At 66.0% G+C, this 25,024-nt stretch carries 22 protein-coding genes; 10 read left to right on the top strand and 12 right to left on the bottom strand.

Annotated features, from left to right (window positions below; genetic code table 11):
* Position 1: 1 nt before the first annotated feature.
* The gene (gene purL, locus ACT2B0_RS09290; RefSeq protein ID WP_473463903.1) at positions 2-2,224 is read right to left on the bottom strand and encodes a phosphoribosylformylglycinamidine synthase subunit PurL; all 2,223 of its coding nucleotides are present in this window, start codon (positions 2,222-2,224) and stop codon (positions 2-4) included.
* Between the two features lie 108 nt (positions 2,225-2,332).
* Positions 2,333-3,745, bottom strand: coding sequence for an aminotransferase-like domain-containing protein (locus ACT2B0_RS09285; protein WP_473463900.1), 1,413 nt, complete (start codon positions 3,743-3,745; stop codon positions 2,333-2,335).
* An 88-nt stretch (positions 3,746-3,833) separates the two neighbouring features.
* Here ACT2B0_RS09285 and ACT2B0_RS09280 point away from each other — a divergent pair, with 88 nt between their 5' ends.
* Entirely contained in the window at positions 3,834-4,082 is a 249-nt protein-coding gene (locus ACT2B0_RS09280; RefSeq protein WP_473463898.1) for a DUF1127 domain-containing protein, read from the top strand.
* Positions 4,083-4,153: 71 nt separating this feature from the next.
* Here ACT2B0_RS09280 and ACT2B0_RS09275 read toward each other — a convergent pair whose 3' ends face one another.
* Complete coding sequence (locus ACT2B0_RS09275; protein WP_473463895.1) at positions 4,154-4,555, bottom strand: hypothetical protein; 402 nt, start codon at positions 4,553-4,555, stop codon at positions 4,154-4,156.
* 224 nt (positions 4,556-4,779) lie between these two features.
* Here ACT2B0_RS09275 and ACT2B0_RS09270 point away from each other — a divergent pair, with 224 nt between their 5' ends.
* A complete protein-coding gene (locus tag ACT2B0_RS09270; protein WP_473463893.1) occupies positions 4,780-6,108 on the top strand; it encodes a flavin-containing monooxygenase in 1,329 nt (442 codons plus the stop codon).
* On the opposite strand, the gene ACT2B0_RS09265 is transcribed toward ACT2B0_RS09270, so the two are convergent.
* From ACT2B0_RS09265 to purC, 4 genes are all read right to left on the bottom strand, one after another.
* Positions 6,053-6,799, bottom strand: coding sequence for an alpha/beta hydrolase family protein (locus ACT2B0_RS09265; protein WP_473463890.1), 747 nt, complete (start codon positions 6,797-6,799; stop codon positions 6,053-6,055). The two genes, ACT2B0_RS09270 and ACT2B0_RS09265, sit on opposite strands and share 56 nt — an antisense overlap.
* A gap of 49 nt (positions 6,800-6,848) precedes the next feature.
* Positions 6,849-7,520 (bottom strand): phosphoribosylformylglycinamidine synthase subunit PurQ, encoded by a 672-nt coding sequence (gene purQ, locus ACT2B0_RS09260; RefSeq protein ID WP_473463887.1) that lies wholly within the window; start codon positions 7,518-7,520, stop codon positions 6,849-6,851.
* An 85-nt stretch (positions 7,521-7,605) separates the two neighbouring features.
* Positions 7,606-7,848, bottom strand: a complete 243-nt coding sequence (gene purS / locus ACT2B0_RS09255) for a phosphoribosylformylglycinamidine synthase subunit PurS (protein WP_473463885.1) — start codon at positions 7,846-7,848, stop codon at positions 7,606-7,608.
* A gap of 60 nt (positions 7,849-7,908) precedes the next feature.
* The gene (gene purC / locus ACT2B0_RS09250; protein WP_473463882.1) at positions 7,909-8,676 is read right to left on the bottom strand and encodes a phosphoribosylaminoimidazolesuccinocarboxamide synthase; all 768 of its coding nucleotides are present in this window, start codon (positions 8,674-8,676) and stop codon (positions 7,909-7,911) included.
* Between the two features lie 254 nt (positions 8,677-8,930).
* Between purC and ACT2B0_RS09245 the strand changes: the two genes are divergently transcribed.
* From ACT2B0_RS09245 to ACT2B0_RS09230, 4 genes are all read left to right on the top strand, one after another.
* Positions 8,931-9,251 (top strand): DUF1476 domain-containing protein, encoded by a 321-nt coding sequence (locus ACT2B0_RS09245; protein WP_473463880.1) that lies wholly within the window; start codon positions 8,931-8,933, stop codon positions 9,249-9,251.
* Positions 9,252-9,329: 78 nt separating this feature from the next.
* Entirely contained in the window at positions 9,330-10,100 is a 771-nt protein-coding gene (locus ACT2B0_RS09240) for an HpcH/HpaI aldolase family protein (protein WP_473463877.1), read from the top strand.
* Positions 10,101-10,230: 130 nt separating this feature from the next.
* The gene (gene glmS / locus ACT2B0_RS09235; RefSeq protein WP_473463874.1) at positions 10,231-12,054 is read left to right on the top strand and encodes a glutamine--fructose-6-phosphate transaminase (isomerizing); all 1,824 of its coding nucleotides are present in this window, start codon (positions 10,231-10,233) and stop codon (positions 12,052-12,054) included.
* A gap of 133 nt (positions 12,055-12,187) precedes the next feature.
* Positions 12,188-12,892 (top strand): DUF502 domain-containing protein, encoded by a 705-nt coding sequence (locus tag ACT2B0_RS09230; RefSeq protein ID WP_481658474.1) that lies wholly within the window; start codon positions 12,188-12,190, stop codon positions 12,890-12,892.
* Positions 12,893-12,898: 6 nt separating this feature from the next.
* Here ACT2B0_RS09230 and recG read toward each other — a convergent pair whose 3' ends face one another.
* Positions 12,899-15,007 carry an ATP-dependent DNA helicase RecG gene (gene recG / locus ACT2B0_RS09225; protein ID WP_473463869.1) on the bottom strand — a complete coding sequence of 703 codons (2,109 nt, stop codon included), beginning with the start codon at positions 15,005-15,007 and terminating at the stop codon, positions 12,899-12,901.
* Between the two features lie 90 nt (positions 15,008-15,097).
* Here recG and ACT2B0_RS09220 point away from each other — a divergent pair, with 90 nt between their 5' ends.
* Both ACT2B0_RS09220 and mfd read left to right on the top strand, forming a co-directional pair.
* Positions 15,098-15,388, top strand: coding sequence for an FAD assembly factor SdhE (locus ACT2B0_RS09220; RefSeq protein WP_473463866.1), 291 nt, complete (start codon positions 15,098-15,100; stop codon positions 15,386-15,388).
* A gap of 9 nt (positions 15,389-15,397) precedes the next feature.
* Positions 15,398-18,898, top strand: a complete 3,501-nt coding sequence (gene mfd, locus ACT2B0_RS09215) for a transcription-repair coupling factor (protein WP_473463863.1) — start codon at positions 15,398-15,400, stop codon at positions 18,896-18,898.
* Between the two features lie 25 nt (positions 18,899-18,923).
* On the opposite strand, the gene ACT2B0_RS09210 is transcribed toward mfd, so the two are convergent.
* Entirely contained in the window at positions 18,924-19,604 is a 681-nt protein-coding gene (locus ACT2B0_RS09210; RefSeq protein ID WP_473463861.1) for a DsbA family oxidoreductase, read from the bottom strand.
* Between the two features lie 19 nt (positions 19,605-19,623).
* The gene (locus ACT2B0_RS09205; RefSeq protein ID WP_473463859.1) at positions 19,624-21,429 is read right to left on the bottom strand and encodes an extracellular solute-binding protein; all 1,806 of its coding nucleotides are present in this window, start codon (positions 21,427-21,429) and stop codon (positions 19,624-19,626) included.
* 246 nt (positions 21,430-21,675) lie between these two features.
* Here ACT2B0_RS09205 and ACT2B0_RS09200 point away from each other — a divergent pair, with 246 nt between their 5' ends.
* Positions 21,676-22,311 carry an invasion associated locus B family protein gene (locus ACT2B0_RS09200; protein WP_473463857.1) on the top strand — a complete coding sequence of 212 codons (636 nt, stop codon included), beginning with the start codon at positions 21,676-21,678 and terminating at the stop codon, positions 22,309-22,311.
* Between the two features lie 97 nt (positions 22,312-22,408).
* Here ACT2B0_RS09200 and hspQ read toward each other — a convergent pair whose 3' ends face one another.
* Positions 22,409-22,732: a heat shock protein HspQ gene (hspQ, locus tag ACT2B0_RS09195; protein ID WP_473465880.1), complete on the bottom strand. Its 324-nt coding sequence runs from the start codon at positions 22,730-22,732 to the stop codon at positions 22,409-22,411.
* Positions 22,733-22,860: 128 nt separating this feature from the next.
* Here hspQ and ACT2B0_RS09190 point away from each other — a divergent pair, with 128 nt between their 5' ends.
* On the top strand, positions 22,861-23,829 hold the full coding sequence (locus ACT2B0_RS09190) for an AEC family transporter (RefSeq protein WP_473463854.1): 969 nt from the start codon (positions 22,861-22,863) through the stop codon (positions 23,827-23,829).
* Here ACT2B0_RS09190 and ACT2B0_RS09185 read toward each other — a convergent pair.
* Positions 23,778-25,010 (bottom strand): UbiH/UbiF family hydroxylase, encoded by a 1,233-nt coding sequence (locus tag ACT2B0_RS09185; protein WP_473463852.1) that lies wholly within the window; start codon positions 25,008-25,010, stop codon positions 23,778-23,780. The genes ACT2B0_RS09190 and ACT2B0_RS09185 overlap by 52 nt on opposite strands.
* Positions 25,011-25,024 lie beyond the last annotated feature (14 nt).

Below are 25,024 nucleotides of genomic sequence, written 5' to 3'. Positions count from 1 at the left end.
CTCAGTCGGCACCATTCATGAAACGTGGAAACCACGATTCGTGGGCTGTCTTCAATTGCTGTACGGATATGGCACGCGTGCCGCCCAGTTTCAATTCGTCACCACCGGTCCGGCCGATGGCGACCGCGGAAACCTGCGCCTTGGTGACATGCTCGGCAAAGAAACGCTCGGTCTCGGCGACCGGTATCGTCATCAGATAACGGCCCTGGTCCTCGCCGAACAGGGCGGGCAGGGCGGCGATGCCGCCGGGAAGATCGATACGCGCGCCGATGCCCGACGCGATCGCCATTTCCGCCAATCCGAGCGCCAGGCCGCCGTCGGACAGATCGTGCACCGCCGTGGCGAGCCCGTCGGCGATCAGGCCGCGCACAAAGGCGCCGGCCCGCTTTTCGTGGGCAAGGTCGACCGGCGGCGGCGGACCGTCGACGCGGCCACAGACGTCGCGCAGGAAGACCGACTGGCCGAGATGCGTACCCCAGTTCTCCGGCGCGCCGACCAGCACGATGGTGTCGCCTTCGCCGGCAAAGGCGATGCGGGCCATTTTCCGCCAGTCGCGGATCAGGCCGACGCCGCCGATCGTCGGCGTCGGCAGGATCGCCTGGCCGTTGGTCTCGTTGTAAAGCGAGACATTGCCCGACACGATCGGGAAGGCGAGTTCCCGGCAGGCCTCGCCGATGCCTTGAACGGCGCGCACGAACTGCCCCATGATGTCGGGGCGCTCGGGATTGCCGAAATTCAGATTGTCGGTCGCCGCCAGCGGCTCGGCGCCGACGGCGGTCAGGTTGCGCCAGCATTCGGCCACCGCCTGCTTGCCGCCCTCGAACGGGTCGGCCTCGCAATAGCGCGGCGTGACATCGCAGGAAAAGGCGAGCGCCTTATACGCGCTGCCCTCGACGCGCACCACGCCGGCGTCGCCGCCCGGCAGTTGCAGCGAATTGCCCTGGATCAGCGTGTCGTACTGCTCCCACACCCAGCGCCGGCTCGACTGGTCGGGCGAGGCCAGCAGCGTCAAGAGCGCATCGGCGACGTCGACGTCTGGCACCGCATCCGCCTGTAGCGGTTTCGGCGCGGCCGGCGCCGTCCATGGCCGGTCATATTCGGGCGCCTCGTCGCCGAGTTCCTTGATCGGCAGGTCGGCGACCTCCTCGCCCTGGTGCAGGACGCGGAAACGCAAATCGTCGGTGGTGGTGCCGACGATCGCGAAATCGAGCCCCCATTTTCGGAAGATCGCCTCGGCCTCTTGTTCCTTTTCCGGCCTCAGCACCATGAGCATGCGCTCCTGGCTTTCCGACAGCATCATCTCGTAGGCCGACATGGCGTCCTCGCGCACCGGCACGCGGTCGAGATCGAGCCGGATGCCGAGATCGCCCTTGGCGCCCATCTCGACGGCCGAGCAGGTCAGGCCGGCGGCGCCCATGTCCTGGATGGCGATCACCGCGCCGGAGGCCATCAGCTCCAGACAGGCTTCCAGCAGGCATTTTTCGGTGAACGGATCGCCGACCTGGACCGTGGGGCGCTTTTCCTCGATCGCGTCGTCGAATTCGGCCGAGGCCATGGTGGCGCCGCCGACGCCGTCGCGGCCGGTCTTGGCGCCGAGATAGACCACCGGCAGGCCGACGCCCTCGGCCTTGGAATAGAAGATGGCGTCCGATTTGGCCAAGCCGGCGGCGAAGGCGTTGACCAGGCAATTGCCGTTGTAGCGGGCGTCGAACTCGACCTCGCCGCCGACCGTGGGCACGCCGAAGGAATTGCCGTAACCGCCGACGCCGGCCACCACGCCGGCGACCAGATGGCGCGTCTTGGGGTGGTCCGGCGCGCCGAAGCGCAGCGCGTTCATCGCCGCCACCGGGCGCGCGCCCATGGTGAAGACGTCGCGCAAAATGCCGCCGACCCCGGTCGCCGCGCCCTGATAGGGCTCGATATAGGAGGGGTGGTTGTGGCTCTCCATCTTGAAGACGACGCAGTCGCCGTCACCGATGTCGACCACGCCGGCGTTTTCGCCCGGGCCCTGGATGACGCGCGGTCCGTCGGTGGGCAGGGTGCGCAGCCATTTCTTGGAGGATTTGTACGAGCAATGCTCGTTCCACATCGCCGAAAAGATGCCGAGCTCGGTGAAGCTCGGTTCGCGGCCGATCAGGTCGAGGATGCGCTGATATTCCTCCGGCTTGAGACCGTGGGCGGCCACGAGCTCGGGCGTGATGGGGATGGTGTTGGGGATTGTCATGGACGCGTGTTTCGCAAAGCCGTTTGGTCAGGCTCCCTTAGCGCAAGCGCGTCGGGCATGACACCGCAAAAAGCGAAAAATCCGCCCGGCGGCCCGGCCTTCCACGGTTCAGCCGAAACTGTCGTAGCCGGCGACACCGCCTTCCAGGAGCTGGCGCAGGATCTGGAAGCCCGCTCCGACCGCCTCACGGCTGGGAGGAACCGAAAAACCGACCCGGACACGGTGATGAACCGTGTCGGTGCGGGCGGGCTTGTATTCGTCCTCGTCGTCGATCAGCACGCCGTCATTGGCGGCCGCCTTCTTGAAGGTTCCCGAATGCCACGGCTCGGGCAGTTTCAGCCACAAGAACGGCGCGCGCGGATGGGAGATGAAGTCGAAGCCCGACAGGATCGAGCGGGCCAATTTTTCGCGGGCCTCGATTTCGGCGCGCACGCGCGCGCGGATCGCGTCGGCCTCGCCCGACAATACCAGTTGCGCTGCGAGCTCGGCGAGCAGATAGGGCTTGCCGCCGGTCAGCATCTTGTAGGCCATCTGGACGCGCGGGGCGAAATGCGGCGGGCAGGCGACCCAGCCGCCGCGAATGCCGGCGGCGACCGTCTTCGACAGCGAACCGATGTGAAACGTCCGCTCCGGCGCCAGCGCGACCAGCGGGGTCGGCGGATCATCCAGCAGCGCGCCGTAGATCGCGTCCTCGATCAGCCAGACATTGTGCTTGCGGGCAATCTCGACGATGGCGCGTTTGCGCGCCTCGCTCAAGGTCGACAGGGTCGGGTTCTGCAGCGCCGACATCAGGAAGGCGAGCTTGGGATGCTGCTGGGCGCATAATCTCTCGAACTCCTCCGGGACCGGCCCGTCGGCATCGGCGGGGATCGCCACGGGGCGGCGGCCGATCAGGTTGGCGCTGCGCGCGACCGAGGAATAGGTCAGGTGCTCGAAGACGATCCGGTCGCCCGGCGCCGTCACCGAGGCGATCACGGCCAGGATTGCGGCGTGGCCGCCGAGCGCGGGCACGATCGTGTCGTCAGCCGGACGCCAGCCGGCATGGGCGAGCCAGCGGCTGCCCGCCTCCAGCCAGGCGGGGCAGGGCACACGGACGTAATCGAGGTTTTCCGCGAAGCGCTCCCGCCCCAGGCGCGCGACCAACTCGCCGATGGCGCGGTCCTGGCCCACATCGGGGGCGGCGGTGGAATCCATGCGGGTCATGCCTGGCGCGGGGGATGCGCGGGTGCCGCCGAAAAACTCGGTGATTGCGGCCGGGGCTTGCGTGCCGGCGGCGGACTGGCCGAGCACGAACGTGCCGCGGCCGACCTCTCCGGAAACCAGCCCGCGTTCGCGCACCAGCGCATAGGCCCGGCCGACCGTGCCGACGGTGACGCCGATGTCGAAGGCGAGATTGCGTTGCGGCGGCAGTTTGGCGCCGGCGGGCAGGGCGCCGGAGGCGATGTCGTTCTCGATCCGGTCGGCGAGGCGCACATAAAGCGGCGCGGCGCCGTGATCGAGCGCGGGGAGCCAATTTGTCATGGTATCAATATTAGTATTGTCATCCGTAGAGAGTCAATTCAGAAACGCGCCCCGGGAGGCTGTTGCGGCAAACCCTGAGGAGGCACCAATGAAGGGTGCAATTGATACAATCAAGGTCGACAGTCTGCATTGGACCAGCGCGGTCCGGCGTTACCGGGCCGATTACGTGCGGCGCATCACTGTCAGGCTTGTCTCGATGTGGTTGCGTCTCGATCGGCTGGCGGAGCGGCAGCGCAGCCGCCGCGCGCTACGCGAGCTCACCCCAGAGCAATTGCGCGATATCGGGCTCAGCGAGCAGGACGCACGGCGCGAAGCCGGTCGCCATTTCTGGAACTGATCTTTGTCGATCCGGCGCGTGCGGAAGCACGTCGCACCAGGACGAACGGCCGTTCCGGGCCGATGAGCGCGTCAGGCGCAGGCCTTGGAGCCCGCCGTCCAGCGCCGCAGATCGGCGGCGGCGCGGTTGCCGAGCCTGTCGTCCAGCAGCGGCCCGAAAGCGTCGACCTTGGCCGGGTCGCCTTCGGCCTGGACGACAAGCAGCGGACGCGCCTCGGGGTTGCGCGCCGGTACCAGCAGGATGCGCGGCCGTCCCGAAAACGAGTTCAGCTCGTCTGCCATGCGATAGGGTTTGAAGGCCGGGTCGCGGCTGGCGAACCAGCAGGTCTGCACCGCCGCGGCGATATGTTCCATAGTTCTCAGGGCGGCCGACTTGCCGGACGCCGACAGCGAGCCCGGACCGCTTGGGCCCGCCTGGCAGGCGGCGGCGGCAAGGGTCAGGCCGAGGGCGCCGAGGCGCAGCGCGGCCGCCATGACCTGACCTGCTTTATCCCAGCGGTTGTGCCTCATAGTGCTTCAATCCCGAATTGTCGGAGGACCGGTCTGGCGACGTGGCCGAATCCGGCTGCTGCATCCGGCGACCATGCACCAAAGCCGTTCGTTGCGAAAGCGGCCGCGGGGCGGGCGCCGATCCCTGTCTTGACAGCGTCCCGCCTCGCCGGGTTATGACATTGTGCTGAATGGGGGCTTTATGAGCGATGGCTCATAGCGAAGTCTGTGTGATTGGTGCTGGGCCGTGCGGCCTGACGACGGTCAAGAACTTGGTTCAAGCCGGAGTCACCGACGTAATTTGCCATGAAGCGCAGCGGGAACTTGGCGGTCTGTGGGCCTATAGCCCCGACCCCGCGCGCGCCAGCGTCTACGACGCCGCGCATACGATCTCGTCCAAACATCTGTCGCAATTCCGCGATTTTCCGATGCCGGAGGCTTATCCGGATTTTCCCTCGCACCGCCAGGTGCTTGCCTATATGCGCGCCTATGCCGAGCGTTTCGCCCTTGCCGAACACATTCATATCGGGTCGCGCGTGACGCGGGCGCGGCGGGGCGCGGAGGGGGGCTGGGTGATCGAAGGCGAAGACGAGACCGGTCCGTTCCGCGACACGGCAGACCATCTGATCGTGTGTTCCGGACATCACCGCGCGGCGGCGCTGCCGCAAAATACGGCCGGGTTTTCGGGCCAGCGCCTCCATTCGGCCGCTTTCCGGACGACGGAAGCCTATGCGGGCAAGCGGGTGCTGGTGATGGGAGGCGGGAATTCGGCCTGCGATATCGCCGCGGCGCTGGGGCGCGTGGCCGACCATGTCAGTTTGAGCATGCGCAGCCCGCAATACATCATCCCCAAACTGATGTTCGGCCGGCCGGTGGACACGCAATACGCCAAGCTGCAGCGCTTGCCGGCTTTTCTGCGGCGGCTGTTGGTTTCGCTCGGCCTGCGGCTCAGCGTCGGCCCATACCGCAAATACGGCCTGGCCGAACCGAAGACTTCGCCGATGGGCATGCATCCCACGCTCAACAGCGACATTCTCGAGCAGTTCCGTCATGGCCGGGTGACGCCGCGCCCGGACGTGGCCGGTGTGGAGGGCGACACGGTGCGCTTTGCCGATGGCGGCGCGGCGCGATTTGACGCGATCATCCACGCGACCGGCTACCGGATCGAATTTCCCTTCTTCGAGGACGGCTTTTGCGATTGGGCGGACGCGCTCGAGGTGCCGCTTTATCTGAAGATCCTGCCGCGGGACGTCGACGATCTCTATTTCGTCGGTCTCGTCCAGCCGATCGGCTGCATCTGGGCGCTGGCCGACCGGCAGGCCGAGCTGGTCGCCGAGAAGATCGCCGGCCGCTGGAGCCCGCCGGCCGATCTCGGCAAATGCATTCGCGACGAGATCGCCCGCGACCGGCGGCGTTTCGTGCGCAGCCGCCGCCACGCCATCGAGGTCGATTTCCACGAATATATGCGCGAGATCGGCCGGGCTATCGGCCGAGCGCGCCCACGCTTCCCGGGCCGGCACCGCGCGGCGGCGTCCTGAGCTGCGGGCGTGTCTTGCCGGAGGGCCGTTGCGCGACCTTCAGGACGGCGCGCAGGATCTCGGCCTTGATTTTCTCGTTGACCGTCATCGTCCAGTGGCCGGTTGCCAGGCCGGCAATGTCGGCCCGGTCGCGAATGTCGATATTGACCACACGCGTCCCCGCGCCGTCGGCGTCGAGTTCCGAGCCGATGGCGTTGGCCGACAGATAATAGTTGATGTAGCGCCCCACATTGGACGAGATCGGGCCGTTGCGGGTCGGATCGACGGTGATGACGAGGGCGACCCTGATGCCGTCCTGCGCGAGCAGCGCGGCGATCTGGAGCACGGCGTTGCCGCCGAAGGAGTGGCCGACAAGGATGACCGGCAGGCCGGGCCTCGTCTTGCGAGCGCGCACGATGTCGTCGCGTATCGCCGGGCCGCTCAGATGGCCGTAGGTCTCGGCTTTGACGCCGCGCGCCTCAAGGCTGGCTTCCAGATCGTCGAGGCCGGTCGAGAAGACGCCCATGAAACCACGCACGAGATAGACCTGGGTGGCGTCGTGATCGCGTGCCCGGGCACCCTGCATGCCGGCCAGCATGGCGAGGCCGATCACGACGAGGCCGGCGACCAGCGCCGCAAGGCGCGCCATGACGCCGCCGCTGCCGGGGATCACGCCGGGAAGACGGTTCGTCGGGCTGGCTTGCAAGGTCATGGTCGGGATCGTTGGTCCGGTCTCCAGAGCGCGCTGCCGTTCGCCGGCGTCAGGCGGCCTCGCGGTTAAGCGCACTTTCGAACAAGGCGCGGCCGTCGGTGCCGCCGTGGGCCGCCTCGATCAGGTTTTCGGGATGCGGCATCAGGCCGAGCACGTTGCCGGCCTGGTTGACGATGCCGGCGATGTCGTTGAGCGAGCCGTTGGGATTGGTTTCCTGGGCATAGCGGAACGCAACGCGGCCTTCGCCCTCGATGCGCGCCAGCGTTTCGGCATTCGCGAAATAATTGCCGTCATGATGGGCGACGGGACAGCGGATGATCTGGCCGGGGCGATAGCCGCGCGTGAAAACCGTGTCGGCGTTCGTGACCTCGAGCATGACCTGGCGGCAGACGAAGCGCAGCGAGGCGTTGCGCATCAGCGCGCCGGGAAGCAGTCCGGCCTCGAGCAGGATCTGGAACCCGTTGCACACGCCGATGACGCGCACGCCCTTGTTTGCCTTCTCGGCCACCGCACGCATGACCGGCATGCGCGCGGCGATCGCGCCGCAGCGCAGATAGTCGCCATAGGAAAACCCGCCCGGAATGACGATCAGGTCGACATCGGGAATATCGGTGTCGGTCTGCCACACGGTCGCCGGCGGTTTGCCGCCGATCTTGGTCAGGGCGGCGATCATGTCGCGATCCCGGTTGAGGCCGGGAAGCAGGACGACGGCGGATTTCATCGTTGTCTCTCCGCGGCGCCGGGCAGCGGCGCCGGGGACGGAGCGGCCCGGCGCAAATCCCCTTCGAGCCGAAGCGCCCGTCCCATCACGCGATCTCCACCGCGTAGTTCTCGATCACCGTATTGGCGAGCAGTTTTTCGCACATCGCCGTGAGATCGGCCTCGGCTTTGGCCTTGTCGGCGCTGTTCAGCTCGAGATCGAACACCTTGCCCTGGCGCACATGGCCGACGTCGGAAAAGCCGAGCGTGCCGAGCGCGCCCTCGATCGCCTTGCCCTGCGGGTCGAGCACACCGTTCTTGAGCGTTACGGTGATGCGGGCCTTTATCATCGTCGATCTGTCTCCGGTGTGCGTCGCGCGGTCAGCCGGCCACGGCGGCGCAAAACTCTGTCAGTGCTTGACCAAAGTGGGGCCGGTCGGGCGCACCGTCTCGTTCTCGTTCATGATGCCGAGCCTGCGCGCGACTTCCTGATAGGCCTCGACCAGGCCGCCCATGTCGCGGCGAAACCGGTCCTTGTCGAGCTTCTCCTGGGTGCCGATGTCCCACAGGCGGCACGAATCGGGTGAAATCTCGTCGGCGACGATGACGCGCATCATGTCGCCCTCCCACAGTCGGCCGCATTCGATCTTGAAATCGACCAGCTGGATGCCGACCCCCAGAAACAGGCCCGAAAGGAAGTCGTTGACGCGGATCGCCAGCGCCATGATGTCGTCGATTTCCTGCGGGCTGGCCCACCCGAACGCGGTGATGTGCTCTTCGGAGACCATCGGGTCGTCGAGTGCGTCGGCCTTGTAGTAGAATTCGATGATCGAGCGTGGCAGCACCGTGCCTTCCTCGAGGCCGAGACGCTTGGCCAGCGAGCCTGCTGCGATGTTGCGAACCACGATCTCGAGCGGGATGATCTCGACTTCCTTGATCAACTGCTCGCGCATGTTGAGGCGCCGGATGAAATGAGTCGGGATGCCGATCCGGTTCAAATGCGTGAAGATGTGCTCGGAAATGCGATTGTTGAGAACGCCCTTGCCGTCAACAATGTCATGCTTTTTCTTGTTGAAGGCGGTGGCGTCGTCCTTGAAAAACTGGACCAACGTGCCCGGCTCCGGTCCCTCGTAAAGGATCTTTGCCTTGCCTTCATAGATGCGGCGGCGACGATTTATGGAAATGGCTCGGGTCCTTGAATGGATAAGCGCGAACCGGTCGGGACGCAGCCAACCGGCCGCCTTGTCGGTTTATCGTCCGCGTGCTCTAGCGCAACTGCACCGTCTACTCAATCGGCAAATGGCGCGGATCAACCGGTTTCGCGATGCGGCGGGATGCGGCTCGGCTGTTGACCGGGGCAAAAGCCTTTGATTTCACGGGCCAGTCGCCCTATGGAGAACCGAGATTCAATTCCCCGACCGGAGGACCTTTGATGGCCAGCATGAAAGACCGCGAGGACGCGTTCGAAAAGAAGTTCGTTCATGACGAGGAACTGAAATTCAAGGCGATGGCGCGCCGCAACAAGCTCCTGGGCCTGTGGGCGGCCGAAAAGCTGGGCAAGTCGGGGCCCGACGCCGACGCCTATGCCGTGGAAGTGGTCAATGCCGACTTCGAGGAGGCCGGCGACGAGGACGTGTTCCGCAAGGTTCGCAAGGATTTCGACGCAGCCGGCGTCGATCAGTCGGACCATCAGATCCGCCGCACGATGGAAGAATTGCTGGCCGTCGCCGTCGAGCAGATCAAGCAAAGCTGATTTTGTCGCTCCAAAATGTCGGCCGTCCTTGGCAGGCGGCCAGGGCGGTGCGCGCCGAATTCCGGGGAGACCATGTCGATGACCCTTGCCGAACGCCTCGCGGGTGGCGAAACGCTGTTTACGGCGTGGTCGTCGGTGCCCGACGCCCTGACCGTTGAAATCGTCGCCGGACAGGGTTTCGACGCCGTCACGCTCGATATGCAGCATGGCGGCCATCACGAGGACAGCGTGGTGCGCTCGCTCGCGCCGGTGCTGGCGGCCGACCGTCATGCGATCGTACGCATCCCGGTGGGGCGCTTCGACATGGCCAGCCGCGCGCTCGATCTCGGCGCGGAGGCCGTGATCGCGCCGATGATCAACTCGCTTGATGACGCCCGTCGCTTCGCCGCGGCGATGAAATATCCGCCCGTGGGGCAGCGCTCCTGGGGGCCGACCTTCGCGATGCCGCGCCGCGGACCGCAGGACGGACAGGAATGGCTGCAGTCGCAGAACGGCGCCACCACCGCCTTCGCCATGATCGAGACCCGCGAGGCGCTGGCCGCGCTTGACGATATTCTCGCCGTGCCGGGCATTGACGGGGTGTTTGTCGGCCCGTCCGACTTTTCCATCGCCTGGAGCGGGGGCGCGCGCTTCGATCCCGGCTTGGACGATATGATGGACGCGATCGCCGATATTGCCGCGCGCGCGGCGCGGGCCGGCAAGCTGGCCGGCATCTACGTGGTCGACCCGGCGCTGTGCGGACGCTACAGGGCGATGGGCTACGGACTGTTCGCGCTCGGCAGCGAACATGTCTATATGGCCCGGGGCATCGAAAGCCTGCTGGACGCGGCCCGACGGTCGATGCGCTGACGGGCGCCTGCCGCGCTTTTCCATCGACGGCTGTCATCGAGTGAAAAGTCTTTTTACTTCCGCTTTGCCTTGCAAGCACCTAAATCGTCGTTCACCGAAGGTGAGAAAAAACGTGGGGACTTGATCATCGATGTGTGGAATCGTTGGAATTGTCGGCCGCACGCCGGTCGCGCCGCTTATCGTGGATGCGCTCAAACGGCTTGAGTATCGCGGGTACGATTCGGCCGGTGTCGCCACGATCCTGGACGGTCACCTCGACCGGCGCCGCGCCGAGGGCAAGCTGGTCAATCTCGAGCGCCGCATCGCCGAAAGTCCGCTCGACGGCACCATCGGCATCGGCCATACGCGCTGGGCCACGCACGGCGTTCCCAACGAAACCAACGCCCATCCGCATTTTTCCAACGATGTCGCCATCGTGCACAACGGCATTATCGAGAACTTTGCCGAGATCCGCGCCGAATTGCAGGCCGACGGCTACAGGTTCGCGTCGCAGACCGATACCGAGGTGGTCGCGCATCTGATCTCGCGCGAGATCGATCGGGGGGCGGCGCCCGTCGACGCGGCCTTTGCCGCGCTGAAGCGCCTGGAGGGCGCTTTCGCGCTCGCCATCCTGTTTCGCGGCGACGAGGACCTGATCGTCGGCGCGCGCAGCGGTCCGCCGCTGGCGATCGGCCACGGCGACGGCGAAATGTATCTTGGCTCCGACGCGATCGCGCTGGCGCCGTTCACCAATATCGTGACCTACCTGGAAGACGGCGACTGGGTCGTGCTGCGCCGCGGCGGGATGGAAATTTACGATATGAACGGCCAGCGTATCGAACGGGCGCAACAGCAATCGATCGGGACGCGCTTTCTGGTCGACAAGGGCAATCACCGCCATTTCATGGAAAAGGAAATCCATGAACAGCCCGAGGTGATCTCGCACACGCTGGCGCATTATATCGATTTTTCCGAACGCACGACGCGCGCCGATCCGCTGCCGTTCGACTTCGCCACCCTCGACCGGATCGCGATCTCGGCGTGCGGCACGGCCTATCTGGCCGGGCTGATCGGCAAATACTGGTTCGAGCGTCTGGCGCGCCTGCCGGTCGACATCGATATCGCCTCGGAGTTCCGCTACCGGGAAATGCCGCTGGTCAAGAACAGCGCGGCGTTCTTCGTCTCGCAATCGGGCGAGACCGCCGACACGCTGGCCTCGCTGCGCTACTGCCGCAAGGAAGGCATTCCGATCGGCGCGATCGTCAACGTGGCCGAATCCACCATCGCGCGCGAATCCGACTGTATCTTCCCCACGCTCGCCGGGCCGGAAATCGGCGTCGCCTCGACCAAGGCCTTCACCTGTCAGCTTTCGGTGCTGGCCTCGCTCGCGCTGCGCGCGGCCAAGGAGCGCGGCACGGTTTCGCCTGAAGAGGAAAAGGCCCTGGTGCGTGCGCTTTCGGAAACGCCGCGGATCGCCAGCCAGGTGCTGAAGCTCGACCGTCAGGTTGAAAAGGTGGCGCGCGAACTGTCCCACTACAAGCACGCGCTTTATCTCGGCCGCGACACCAACTACCCGCTCGCCATGGAAGGCGCGCTCAAGCTCAAGGAAATCTCCTATATCCATGCCGAAGGCTATGCGGCGGGCGAGTTGAAGCACGGGCCGATCGCGCTGATCGACGAGAACATGCCGGTGATCGTGATCGCGCCTTACGATCATATCTTCGACAAGACCGTGTCCAATATGCAGGAGGTCGCCGCGCGCGGCGGCAAGATCATTTTGATCACCGACGCCAAGGGAGCGGACAAGGCCGGCATCGAGACGCTGGAAACGATCGTCCTGCCCGACGTGCCGGAAATGATCGCGCCGATCATCTACGCGCTGCCAATCCAGATGCTGGCCTATTTCACCGCCGTGTTCATGGGCACGGATGTCGATCAGCCGCGCAATCTGGCGAAATCGGTGACGGTGGAATAATCTACGCCGACGGCGTGCGGGCAAAAGCCGCTGCGCTCTGACGGTTCGCGCTGCCGCGCGGCCGCGATTTCATAATTTGGTCGTGTTGCCCTATGTATCGTGCATCGTTTGACCAAGAGCGTTCCTGGAGCCAATGTCCGACACCGCCAAGCATCGCGGCATGACCCGCCTGCGCAATTATTTCCTGACCGGGCTCGTCGTGTGCGCGCCGCTGGCGATCACGGCCTATCTGTCGTGGTCGCTGATCGGCTGGGTGGATTCCTGGGTCAAACCCTATATTCCCCTGCGCTACAATCCCGACAGCTATCTGCCGTTCGCCGTGCCCGGCTTCGGGCTGATCGTGGCGGTGGTCCTGATCACGCTGATCGGCTTTCTGACCGCCAATTTCATCGGCCGCACCATCGTTTCCTACGGCGAATACCTGCTCGGGCGCATGCCGCTCGTCCGCTCGATCTATCGCGGCTTGAAACAGATCTTCGAGACGGTACTGTCGCACAAATCGGACGTGTTCAAGAAAGTCGGCCTGATCGAATATCCGCGCCGCGGCGCCTGGGCGATCGTCTTCATTTCAAGCGAACGCGAATTTGAGGTCAACCATCTGCTCGAGCCGCATGCCGGGCGCACGATCGCCGTCTTCCTGCCCTCGACCCCCAATCCGACGACCGGCTTCTTGATGTACGTGCCCAAGACCGAACTGATCGAGCTGTCGATGTCGGTCGAGGAGGCGGCGAAGCTGGTGATCTCGGCCGGGCTGGTCACGCCCGAGTACCAAAAGATGACCCAGAAGCTCGCCGAAGACGCGCTCGTCAGGCAGCCGAAACGCCCGGCCGCCGAATAGCGGCTTTTATCCGGCCCGCAACAGCCGGATCGCGTCGTCGCGGCCGAACAAATAAAGCAGCAGCCTGAGCGCCTCGCCGCGCGCCGATGTCAGCTCCGGGTCGCGTTCCAGGACCAGCCGCGCGTCGTTGCGCGCGGTTTCCAGAAGGTCGGCATGCGCCTCAACGCGGGCCACCTGAAAGCCCGGCGTGCCGGACTGGCGCGTGCCCAGAAGCTCGCCTTCGCCGCGCAGTTTCAAATCCTCTTCCGCGATCAGGAAACCGTCCTGGCTGTCGCGCATCACCGACAGGCGCCGGCTGGCCGTTTCGCCAAGCGGACCCTTGTAAAGCAGCACGCAGGTCGACGGTTTGTCGCCGCGTCCCACCCGGCCGCGCAGCTGGTGAAGCTGGGCAAGCCCGAAACGCTCGGCATGCTCGATCACCATGATAGTGGCGTCGGGCACGTCGACGCCAACCTCGATCACGGTGGTGGCGACCAGAAGGCGCGTCTCGCCGGCCTTGAAGGCGCGCATCGCCTCGTCCTTTTCGGCCCCCTTCATGCGGCCGTGGACCAGGCCGAGTGCGGCGCCGAAGCGCGGCTGCAGGGCGGCGAAGCGCTCTTCCGCCGACATCAGGTCAACTTCGTCTGATTCCTCGACCAGCGGGCAGATCCAGTAGATCTTCTGGCCTTCGGCGAGCGCGTTCTCGATCCGGCCAAGCAGGTCCGGCAGGCGCTCCGTCGGTAGCGTGACGGTGGCGATCGGCCGGCGTCCGGCCGGCTTTTCGGTCAGCCGCGACACGTCCATGTCGCCGAAGGCGGTCAACACCAGCGTGCGCGGGATCGGGGTTGCCGTCATCACCAGCATGTCGGGCGCCGCTCCCTTGGCGGTCAGCGCCAGCCGCTGATGCACGCCGAAGCGGTGCTGCTCGTCGATGACCGCCAGCACCAGCTCGCGGTAAACCACCTCCTCCTGGAACAGAGCGTGGGTGCCGACCACGAAATCGACCGCGCCCTCGGCGATCGCCTCAAGCAGTTTTTGGCGTTCGCGGCCCTTGTCGCGTCCGGTCAGGATAGCGGCGCGCAGGCCGGCCTTTTCGGCGATCGGGGCGATGGTGGCAAAATGCTGGCGCGCCAGGATTTCGGTCGGCGCCATCAGTACCGACTGCCCGCCGGTCTCGGCCGCGCGCGCCATGGCAAGCAGCGCCACCACCGTCTTGCCGGCGCCGACATCGCCCTGCAGCAGCCGGAGCATGCGTTCGGGACGGGCGAGGTCGGCGGCGATCTCGGCGAACGCCTCGTCCTGCGAGCCGGTCAGCGCATAGGGCAGGGCGGCCAGCACGGCTGCGACCAGTCGGCCGTCGCCGGTGAGCGGGCGCCCGGACAGGCGGCGGATTTTTGCCCGCACCAGCGCCAGCGAAAGCTGGTTGGCGAGAAATTCGTCATAGGCCAGCCGCCGCCGGGAGGGATTGTCGAGCGCCACGTCGAGCGGATCGCCGGGATGATGCAGCCGTCTCAGCGCGGCGGCGAAGGCGGGAAAGCCCTGCCGGCGCATCAGCTCGGCGTCGAGCCACTCCGGCAGGTCGGGGCATTTGTCCAGCGCCTGCTCGAGGATGCGGCGCAGGACGCGCGGCGACAGGCCGGCTGTCAGCGGATAGACCGGCTCGACCAGCGGCAGGCTGGCGGCCTCGGAGGCGGCCACGATGTGGTCGGGATGGACCATTGACGGGCGGCCGTTGAACCATTCCATGCGGCCGCTGACGAGGACCTGTTCGCCGACCGGCAGCATCTGTTCGAGCCAGCTCTGGCGTGCATGGAAAAAGGTCAGCGCGATCTCGCCGGTCTCGTCGCTCGCAAACACCCGGTAGGGCACGTTTTTGCGGCCGCGCGGGGCGGGCTGGTGGCGGTCGACGCGCAGGTCGAGCGTGACGATCGCGCCCTCGGGCGCGGATGCGATGCCTGGCCGGTTGCGGCGGTCGATCAGCGTGTGCGGCAATACGAAAATCAGGTCGCCGACCCGCAACTCGCGCCCGGCGATGTCGGCCGGCACGATCTTTTCCAAAAGGCCGGCAATTTTGGCCCCGACCCCGTCGAGCGTGGTGGCGGAGGCAAACAGGGGATCGAGCAGGGACGGTCGCATGCGGCAACAATATGGGGGCGCGGGCCGCGCGCAAGGCTGACACCGGCATTGTTCCACGATATATGCGCCCGCGAAGGGAATTTGCAGCCGATGAGCGGATCGAAGAGAACTACCGGAACCCTCCACGTTCGCCGGCGCAAGGCGCGTTTTCGTGCCTGGCACCGCGGCATGCGCGAGATGGACCTTTTGCTGGGGACATTCGCCGACGCGCGGCTGGACGCGCTGCCGGCAGCCGAACTCGACCTGTTCGAGGATCTGCTCGAGGTGCCCGACGCGGAGCTGTTTAAATGGTTCACCGGCGAGGTGCCGGTCCCGGCAGCCCACGACACCGCTTTGTTTCGCAGGATCCAGGCGTTTTGCCGGGTCATGCCGTTTGGGTAAGACGACACCATGACGCTGCTTCCCACTCTCGGATTGAAACCGGGACATGCCGGCAAGGTGACCGTTGCCGGGGTCGCCGACGGTTTCGAGGCTTTCGTGCTTTCGCGCATCGTCACGGAAGCAGCGGCCGACCGGCCGGTGTTGTTCATCGCCCGCGACGGCCAGCGGCTGCCCGCGATCCGCGACGCGCTCGCCTTTGCCGCGCCCGACCTGCCGGTTCTGGAACTGCCGGCCTGGGACTGCCTGCCTTATGACCGGGTGTCGCCGGGCGCGGATGCGGCCGCACGCCGTCTCGACGCGCTGGCGGCGATGATCGCGCTGAAAAAGGCGCCGCACCGGGCGGTGATCCTGGCCACCGTCAATGCCGTCTTGCAGCGCATCCCGCCGGCCGAAACGCTGGAGGCGCGGCTTTTTGCGGCCAGGCCCGGCAACCAGGTCGACATGCAGGCGCTGATCGAACGGCTTCAGACCAGCGGCTTCGAGCGCGTCGGCACGGTGCGCGACGTGGCCGAATACGCTGTGCGCGGCGGCATCGTCGATCTTTACGCGCCGGGCGCGCCCGAACCGCTTCGGCTCGATTTTTTCGGCGACACGCTGGAATCGATTCGCGCCTTCGACCCGGCCACGCAACGCACCACCAGCCAGCGCGCCGAGATGGTGCTGCAGCCGGCGAGCGAGGTCACGCTGACGCCCGAGGCGATCAGCCGCTTCCGGCGCGCCTATATAGAGGCTTTCGGCGCGCCCTCGCGCGACGACGCGCTTTACGCCGCGATCAGCGAAGGCCGGCGTTTCGCCGGCATGGAGCACTGGCTGGCCTTTTTCCACGACGGGTTGGAAACGGTGTTCGACTATCTGCCCGCGGGACCGGTGGTGTTCGACGCGCTCGCCCATGACGCGCTGACGGAGCGCCGCAGCGTGATCGACGACCACTACGAGGCCCGTCGCAGCCAGTCCGCCGGCGGCGGGCTCGCCGATTCGACCCCTTACAAACCCGCGCCGCCGGATTTGCTTTATCTGACGGCAGAGGAGGTTGCGGCGGCGGGGACCGAACGCCTGGTCTGCGACCTGACCCCGTTCGACACGCCCGAAACGGCCGGCCGCCGGATCGTCAACGCCCATTCCAAGGCCGGGCGGAGTTTTGCCGCCGAACGCGCCGATCCCTCGGCCAATGTGTTCGATCACGCGGTTCGCCATATTGCCGGTCTCAGGAGCGCCGGCCGGCGCGTGCTGGTCGCCGGCTGGACGGAAGGCTCGCTCGACCGGCTCGGTCAGATCCTGGCCGAGCACGGGCTCGGCGGCCTGACCCGGGTGCAAAACCTTGCCGAGGCGGCAAAGCTGTCTGGCGGCGAGGCGGGGGCGGCCGTGCTGCCGATCGAGACCGGGTTCGAGGCCGAGGGTTTCGCGCTGGTTTCGGAACAGGACATTCTCGGCGACCGGCTGGTGCGCCGCTCGAAGCGCAAGCGCAACGCCGACTTCATCACCGAATTGTCGGCGATCTCGTCGGGTGATATTGTCGTGCACGCCGATCACGGTATCGGCCGTTTCATCGGTCTGAAGACGATCGAGGCGGCGGGCGCCCCGCACGACTGTCTGGAAATCCACTATGCGGGCGACGGCCGGCTGTTCCTGCCGGTGGAAAACATCGACCTTCTGTCGCGCTACGGCTCGGACGCGGCCGATACGCCGCTCGACCGGCTTGGCGGCGGCAACTGGCAGGCGCGCAAGGCCAAGCTGAAGAAAAAGCTTTTGGAGATGGCCGGGCAACTGATCCGGATCGCGGCCGAGCGCGAAATGCGCGGCGCGCCGGCGGTCCGCCCGCCCGACGGGCTCTACGGCGAGTTTGCCGCCCGCTTCCCCTACGAGGAGACCGAGGATCAGCAGAACGCCATCGACGCGGTGATGGGCGATCTCGCCGCCGGGCGGCCGATGGACCGGCTGGTGTGCGGCGATGTCGGCTTCGGCAAGACCGAGGTCGCGCTGCGCGCCGCGTTCCTGGCGGCCATGGAAGGGTTCCAGGTCGCCGTGGTGGTGCCGACCACGCTTCTGGCGCGCCAGCATTTCAAGACGTTTTCGGAACGTTTCAGCGGTCTTCCGATCCGGTTGCGCCAGGCCTCGCGCCTGGTCGGCGCCAAGGACCTCGCCGAGACCAAGAAGGGGCTGGCCGACGGTACCGTCGACATCGTCGTCGGCACCCATGCGCTGCTCGGGGCCTCGGTACATTTCAAAAATCTCGGCCTGTTGATCATCGACGAGGAGCAGCATTTCGGCGTCAAGCACAAGGAGCGGCTCAAGGACCTCAAATCCGACGTGCATGTGTTGACCCTGTCGGCGACCCCGATCCCGCGCACGCTGCAGCTCGCGCTGACGGGGGTGCGCGAACTCTCGCTGATCGCCACGCCGCCGGTCGACCGGATGGCGGTGCGCACCTTCATCTCGCCCTTCGATCCCCTGGTGGTGCGCGAGACGCTGCTGCGCGAGCGCTATCGCGGCGGGCAGAGTTTCTATGTCGTGCCGCGGATCAGCGATCTTGCCGAAATCTCTGAATTCCTGCGTGAATCCGTGCCGGAACTGAAGGTCGCGACCGCGCATGGGCAATTGCCGCCCGGCCAGCTCGACGACATCATGAACGCCTTTTACGACGGCAAGTACGACGTGCTGTTGTCGACCACGATCGTGGAATCGGGCCTCGACATTCCGACCGCCAACACGCTGATTGTACACCGGGCGGATATGTTCGGGCTCGCCCAGCTCTACCAGCTGCGCGGCCGGGTCGGCCGTTCCAAGGTGCGCGCCTACGCGCTGTTCACCCTGCCGGCAAACCGTACGCTGACGGCCAATGCCGACCGGCGGCTGAAGGTGCTGCAATCGCTTGATACGCTCGGCGCCGGCTTTCAGCTCGCCAGCCACGATCTCGACATTCGCGGCGCCGGCAATCTTCTGGGCGAGGAACAGTCGGGCCACATCAAGGAAGTCGGCTTCGAGCTCTATCAGCAGATGCTGGAGGAGGCGGTGGCCGAACTGCGCGGCGCTGGCGAGACGGTCGACACAGGCTGGTCGCCGCAGATTACGGTCGGTACCGCGGTGATGATCCCGGAAGACTACGTGCCCGACCTGCAGCTGCGCCTGGCGCTCTACCGGCGGCTGGCCGAACTGGAAACGACCGAGGAGATCGACGCGTTCGGGGCCGAGCTGATCGACCGGTTCGGGCCGCTGCCGGTCGAGGTGCAGCATCTGTTGAAGATCGTCTACATCAAGGCGCTGTGCCGGCGCGCCAACGTGGCCAAGCTCGATGCCGGGCCGAAAGGCGTGGTCGTCCAGTTCCGCGATAATGTGTTTGCCGACCCGGCCGGGCTGGTGCGCTTCATCGCCGAGCAGGGGTCGCTGGCCAAAATCCGCTCCGACCACTCGGTGGTCTTGTCGCGCGACTGGCCGACGGCCGAAAAGCGGCTGGCGGGTGCGGCCGTGGTGATGACGCAGTTGTCGCGGCTGGCCGACAAGGCGGCTGCCTGACGGGCGGACCGGTCGCCGGCGTGCCTTATGACGCGGCTTCCAGCTCGCCGCGCGCCTTCATCGCCGCCACCTGGCGGATCGCGTCGGCCAGCATGTCCGGATCCTGGGCGCCCATGACGGCGTATTTGTTCTCGATCAGGAAGCAGGGCACGCCGCGAATGCCCATGTTCTGGGCCGTCTCGATTTCGCTGCGCACCGCGTCGCGGTCGGCGTCGGTGGCAAGCAGGGTTTCGGCGAGCGCGGCGTCCAGACCCGCCGCGCGCGCCGCCTCGATCAGCACCGCGCGTTCGCCGATATCCTTGCCGTCCTCGAAATAGGCCTTGAACAGCAGACCGACCAGCCGGGTCTGGGCGTCGGCGCCGACCGTCTGCGCCCAGCGGATCAGCCGGTGCGCATCGAGCGTGTTGGGCGAGACGGCGATCGCGCCGAGATCAAAGGCGATGCCTTCGCGTGCACCGGCGGCCTTGACCGCCTCATGCGCCTCGGCCAACTTTTCGCGGCTGCCGAACTTGGACAGCATATAGGCCTTGCGGTCGTGACCTTCGGCGGGAATGGTCGGGTCGAGCTGGTAGGGACGCCAGCGCAGGTCGACCTTAACGTCGTCGACCGCATCCAGAGCCTGCTCGAGCCGTTTCTTGCCGATATAGCACCAGGGGCACACGACGTCGGAGACGACGTCGACCTGGACCGTTTGGGGATCGCTCATGCCGGTCTCCTGTTTGCCTCTATTTTGGGGCGCTCCACCAGCTTTGCAACTGGTAGCCGTAGAGCGGCGCGGTGTCGGGGTGGCGGATCTGGTTCCAGCGCGCCACCCATTTGTCGTTCCGGTGGTAAAGCGGCACGACATAGGACCCGCTCAGTAGCACCCGGTCATAGGCGCGGACGGCGTCGACGAAAGCGTCGCGCTCACGCGCGTTGAGCAGCGCGTCGATCATCGCGTCGATGGCGGGATCGGCGGCACCGGCGAAATTCCACGACCCCTGCGCGTCGCGCGAACCCGAGCCCCAGCGGCCGATCTGCTCGACGCCGGGCGACAGCGAGGACGGGTAGCGATGCAGGATCATGTCGTAGTCGTGGGTCAGAAGCCGCTGCTGGTACTGCGCGGCGTCGACCGAGCGCAGGCTTGCCTTGACGCCGAGCCGGGCGAGCGTGCGCTGCCAGGCAAGCGCCAGTTCCTGACCGCCCTTGGCCTTGAGCATGATCTCGAAGGCAAGCGGCGCCCCGTCGGGGCCGACCAGGCCGTCGCCGCGCATTTCGTAGCCGGCGGCCTTGAGCGCGTCGAAGCCGCGGCGCAGAAAGGCGCGGTCGCGCCCGCTGCCGTCCGAAACCGGCGGCGCCCAGGTGCCATCCATGATTTCGGGGCGAACGGCGCCGGGGAAGGGGGCGAGCAGCGCCTTTTCGGCATCGGTAGCCGGAGTGCCGCTGGACGACAGTTCGGACCCGTCGAAATAGCTTCTGGTGCGTTCGTAGGCGCCGGAAAACAGAGTGCGGTTGGCCCATTCGAAATCGAACAGGCCTGCCAGCGCCGCCCTCAGCCTGGGATCTGCGAAGACGGCGCGGCGCGTGTTCATGACGAACCCGTACATGCCCGACGGCAGGCCGCTGTCGAAACTGTCCTTGACGATGTCGCCCTGCGTCACTGCCGGGAAGTCGTATTCACCGGTCCAGCGGTTGGAGTTGTTTTCGACATGGACGTCGATCAGCCCCTTCTTGAAGGCCTCGAACAGCGCGTTGTCGTCGCGGAAATAGTTGACGCGGATCTGGTCGTAATTGTCGAAGCCGCGCTTGGAGGGAATATTCCTGGCCCAGTAGTCGGGGTTGCGGTCGAGCACCAGCAATTCGCCCGGCCTGACCGTTCCGATCGTGTAGGGGCCGGAGCCGATCATCGGCTTCAGGGTCGACTTGTCGAAATTTTCGGCATCCGTGGCATGTTCGGGCAGCACCGGCATCAGGCCGATGATCAGCGGCAGTTCGCGGTCGCCCTCGCCGAAGACGAAACGCACCGTGCGCTCGTCGCGCCTTTCCATTGTCGCGATCTTGTCGACGGTGCGCTTATAGCGCGGAAAACCCTTGTCGCGCAGCAGCTTGAAGGTGAAGATGACATCGTCGGCCGTCACCGGCTCGCCGTCGGAAAACCGCGCCCGCGCGTCGAGACGGAATTCCACGAACGTGCGGTCGGCGTCGGTCTCGACCGATTCGGCGATCAGCGGGTAAAGCGTGAACGGCTCGTCGTAGGAGCGCTGCATCAGGCTTTCGAAGACGTTGTAGCCGAATTCCAGGTCGAGCGTGCCGCGCGCGGCCGAGCCCTGGATGATGAACGGGTTGAGGCTGTCGAACGAGCCCTGCACCGCATAGTCGACCGTGCCGCCCTTCGGCGCGTCGGGATTGACATAGGAAAAATGCTGGAAATCGGCCGGCAGGGCCGGCTCGCCATGCATGGCGATGGCGTGGCGCGGTTCGGCGGTGGCGGGCAGAACGGCGGCGGCGAAGCTGGCGGCGAGGCCGATCGAAAGGCAAAAAAGACGTTTCATGGCGTTCCGGCGTGGTGACTTGGGATCGATTCGCGTCGACCCTAGCATGTTCGCCTTGCATGGCCGTATCGCGGCAAATCACCACGAAAAGGGTGTGAATGACTGGATTCGCCGACGGCGGCGGTGTAACACGGCGCGGAAACGCGCAATGGTCGCCCGGACGCGGAAGCCATCCTGTCGCCGCATTTGGCGAACAGGTAGCGCAGGACGAGCCGGAACCGGAACACTCGAAAGGATCACGACAGAATGAAGATGAACCGCACCAGCGCGAAACGCACAGCAGTGCTGGCGGTCGCCGCGGCGGGTTTCCTCGCTGCCAACGCCATCCCGGCCTTCGCCCAGCAGGCGCAGCAGCCGCAAATTCCGCGCGGCTGGTTCAAAGCCTGCTCGAAGCAGGAAGACGTCGATATCTGCAATGTGCAGAACATCGTTCTGGCCGATTCCGGCCAGCTGATCACCGGCGTCAGCCTGATCGAGATCAAGGGCAAGGTGAACCGCAAAGTGTTCCAGGTGACGGTGCCGACCGGTCGCCTGATGGCGCCGGGCGTGGGCCTGCAGGTCGACGGCGGCAAGGCGCAGAAGGTCAATTACGCGGTCTGCCTGCCGGATCGCTGCGTGGCCGAGGTGCCGTTGACCGACTCGATCATCGCGTCCTTCAAGAAAGGCGGCGAACTCACGCTGACTTCGGTGAATTTCCAGAACAAGCCGAACCCGATCAAGGTTTCGCTGCAGGGCTTCACCGACGCTTTCGACGGACCGCCGCTGCAACAGTCCGATATCGAAGAGCGGCAGAAGAAGCTGCAGGATTTCGTGTCCAAGAACAACGAGGATTTCGCCAAGAAGCTCAAGGAAGAGCAGGAAAAGGCGAAGGCCAGCGAATAAACCGGGTCGCGGAGATCGCGGACAATGACGAAAAAGCGGGGCTCGGCCCCGCTTTTTTCATGTCCTGTCGTGTTTTTTTGACAAGCCGGTCGCCGGTTCAGTGCATCGCCGCGGCCTTGGGCTCGTAGCGCCCGTCCGGGGTCTTGTCGAACAACTCGCCGATCTGGGGATGACGCACCGGTTCGCCGGACGTGTCGGGAACCAGGTTCTGTTCCGACACATAGGCAATATATTCCGTCTCCTCGTTTTCGGCGAGGAGATGATAGAAGGGCTGGTCCTTGGGCGGCCGGATATCCTCCGGAATCGCCTGGTACCATTCCTCGGTGTTGTCGAATTCGGGATCGACGTCGAAGATCACGCCCCGGAACGGAAAAATCCGGTGGCTGACCACCTGGCCGATCTGAAATTTCGCTTTTTTCATGTCAGTCATAATAGCTACCGCCCACGGTCCTATTTGGCGCGGCAGCGACGTCAGATCAATAGCGCCGCGGCTTGACGGGGACGCGAGGACCCATTAGCCGCCAAGGCTTGTGACCGGACCGCGTGCGCATGGCAGACATATTCGGCCTCGTTCTTCCCTTCTTCGGCCTGATCTTCCTCGGCTATTTCGTCGCGCGTGTGGTTCGCCGGCCGCTCGACGCGCTCGGCTGGATGAACATCTTCATCATCTATGTCGCGCTGCCGGCGCTTTTCTTCCAGCTTTTGAGCCGGACCCCGATCGAAAAACTCACCGAATGGGGGTTCATTTTCGCGGCGGTGCTTTCCACCTACATCATGTTCGCGCTGATGTTCGTGACGTCGGTGATCGGCTCGCGCGGCGAGATCGCGGCAAGCACGGTCAAGGGCCTAGCCGCCGCCTACGGCAATATCGGCTATATGGGACCGGGCATCGCGCTGCTGGCCTTCGGCGAGCAGGCGGCGGTTCCCGTCGCGCTGATCTTCTGTTTCGAAAACATCATGCATTTCGCCATCACGCCGATGATGATGGCGCTCGCCGGCGACAATCGCCGCCGGCCCGGCGCGGTGGCGCTCGATGTCGTGCGCCGGATCGCGCTGCATCCCTTCATCATCGCCACGGCTATCGGGGTGGCTGCGGCGGCGCTGTCATTCGCGCCGCCGGCGCCGGTGGCGCGCCTGCTGGAGATGCTGGCGCGCGCGGCCGCGCCTTGTGCGCTGTTTGCCATGGGTGTTTCGCTCGCCTTACGGCCGCTGAAACGGGTGCCGCGCGAACTCGCGCCGATCGCCGTTCTGAAGCTCATCCTGCACCCGCTGGTGTGCTATGTGATCTTGAGCGCGGTCGGTGATTTCGACCCGGTCTGGGTGTGGACGGCGGTGCTGCTTGCCGGCCTGCCGACGGCGACCAACGTGTTCGTCATCGCCCAGCAATACGGAGTGTGGGTCGAGCGGGCCTCGGCCAGCGTGTTGATCACCACGATCCTGTCGGTCGCCACGGTGACCGGGCTTCTTTATCTGGTCAAATCCGGCCTGTTACCGCCGGACCTGTTTCCCGGCCGCTGAAACAGCCGCGAAAAGCCGCTGCCCGGTTCCATGCCCTCGCGCATGAAGAAGGCGCGCAGCGGTCCGATCGCCGACAACAGGCCGAGCCCGGCCGTGCGTGCGATCTGGGCGGGCAGAAACGCCGACAGCAGCGAGGCGTTGAGCGCGTTGACGGCGGCGGTGCGTGCGGCGATATCGGGCCGGCGCCGTGCCGAATAGCGCGCCAGCGCCTGGCGCGAGCCCGGATCGCCGGCGTACGCGCCGGCCACCGCGATCAGGTCGCGCACGTCGCGAATGCCCAGATTGAGCCCCTGGGCGCCGATCGGCGGAAACACGTGCGCGGCTTCGCCCACCAGCGCGATGCGGTTGTCGGCGAAGCGCGCGGGCAGGGCGGCCGACAGCGGATAGATCTGGCGACCCGGCTCGACGGTGACGCGGCCGAGCATCGACTGCATCTTGTCCTCGATCAGGGCGGCAATCTCGGCGTCGGGCAGCGCCGAGAGCCGTTCGGCCTCCTGCGGGCGCACCACCCACACCAGGCTCGAGCGACGGCCGGGCAGGGGAACCTGGGTGAACGGACCGGTTTCGGTGTGGAATTCGGTCGAGGCGAATGCGTGATCGCGGCTGTGGGAAAAATTCAACACCAGCGCCGCCTGCTGATAGCGATGCCGCAGGGCGCGGATGCCGGCCGCCTCGCGCGCGGCGGAGTTGCGGCCGTCGGCGGCGACGGCCAGCCTGGCTTCCAGGCTCGCGCCATTGTCGAGCCGGGCGGCTATGGTGTCGGGGCCCGGCTGCCATGTCTCGACCAGCGCGTCGATCCAATCAATGCCGTCCTCGGCTGCGACCGCGGTCGTCAGTTCGCGGTTGAGCACCGTGTTCGGGATATTGTAACCGAACGCGTCCTCGCCGATCTCGGAGGCGCGGAAGGTGACGGGCCGGCCGCGCACCAGGCGACCGGTCGCGTCGACGATGCGCATCGTCTTCAGCGGCGCGGCGTCGGCGCGCAGACGCTCGCCGACCCCCAGCCCGCCAAGAAATTCCAGCGACGGCGCCATCAGCGCGGTCGTGCGCCGGTCGTCCTCGCGCGCCGGCGGCCCGACGAGTTGCACGCCGAAGCCGGTCTGCGCCAGCGCCAGCGCGGCAATCAGGCCGACCGGCCCGGTGCCGGCGACGATGATCGGTGTCGAGCTTTGCCTGTCCATGGCCCGGACTCCCT

This window comes from Nitratireductor sp. J20-h4, assembly GCF_056780505.1.
This window is presented reverse-complemented; position numbering and strand designations above follow the sequence as displayed.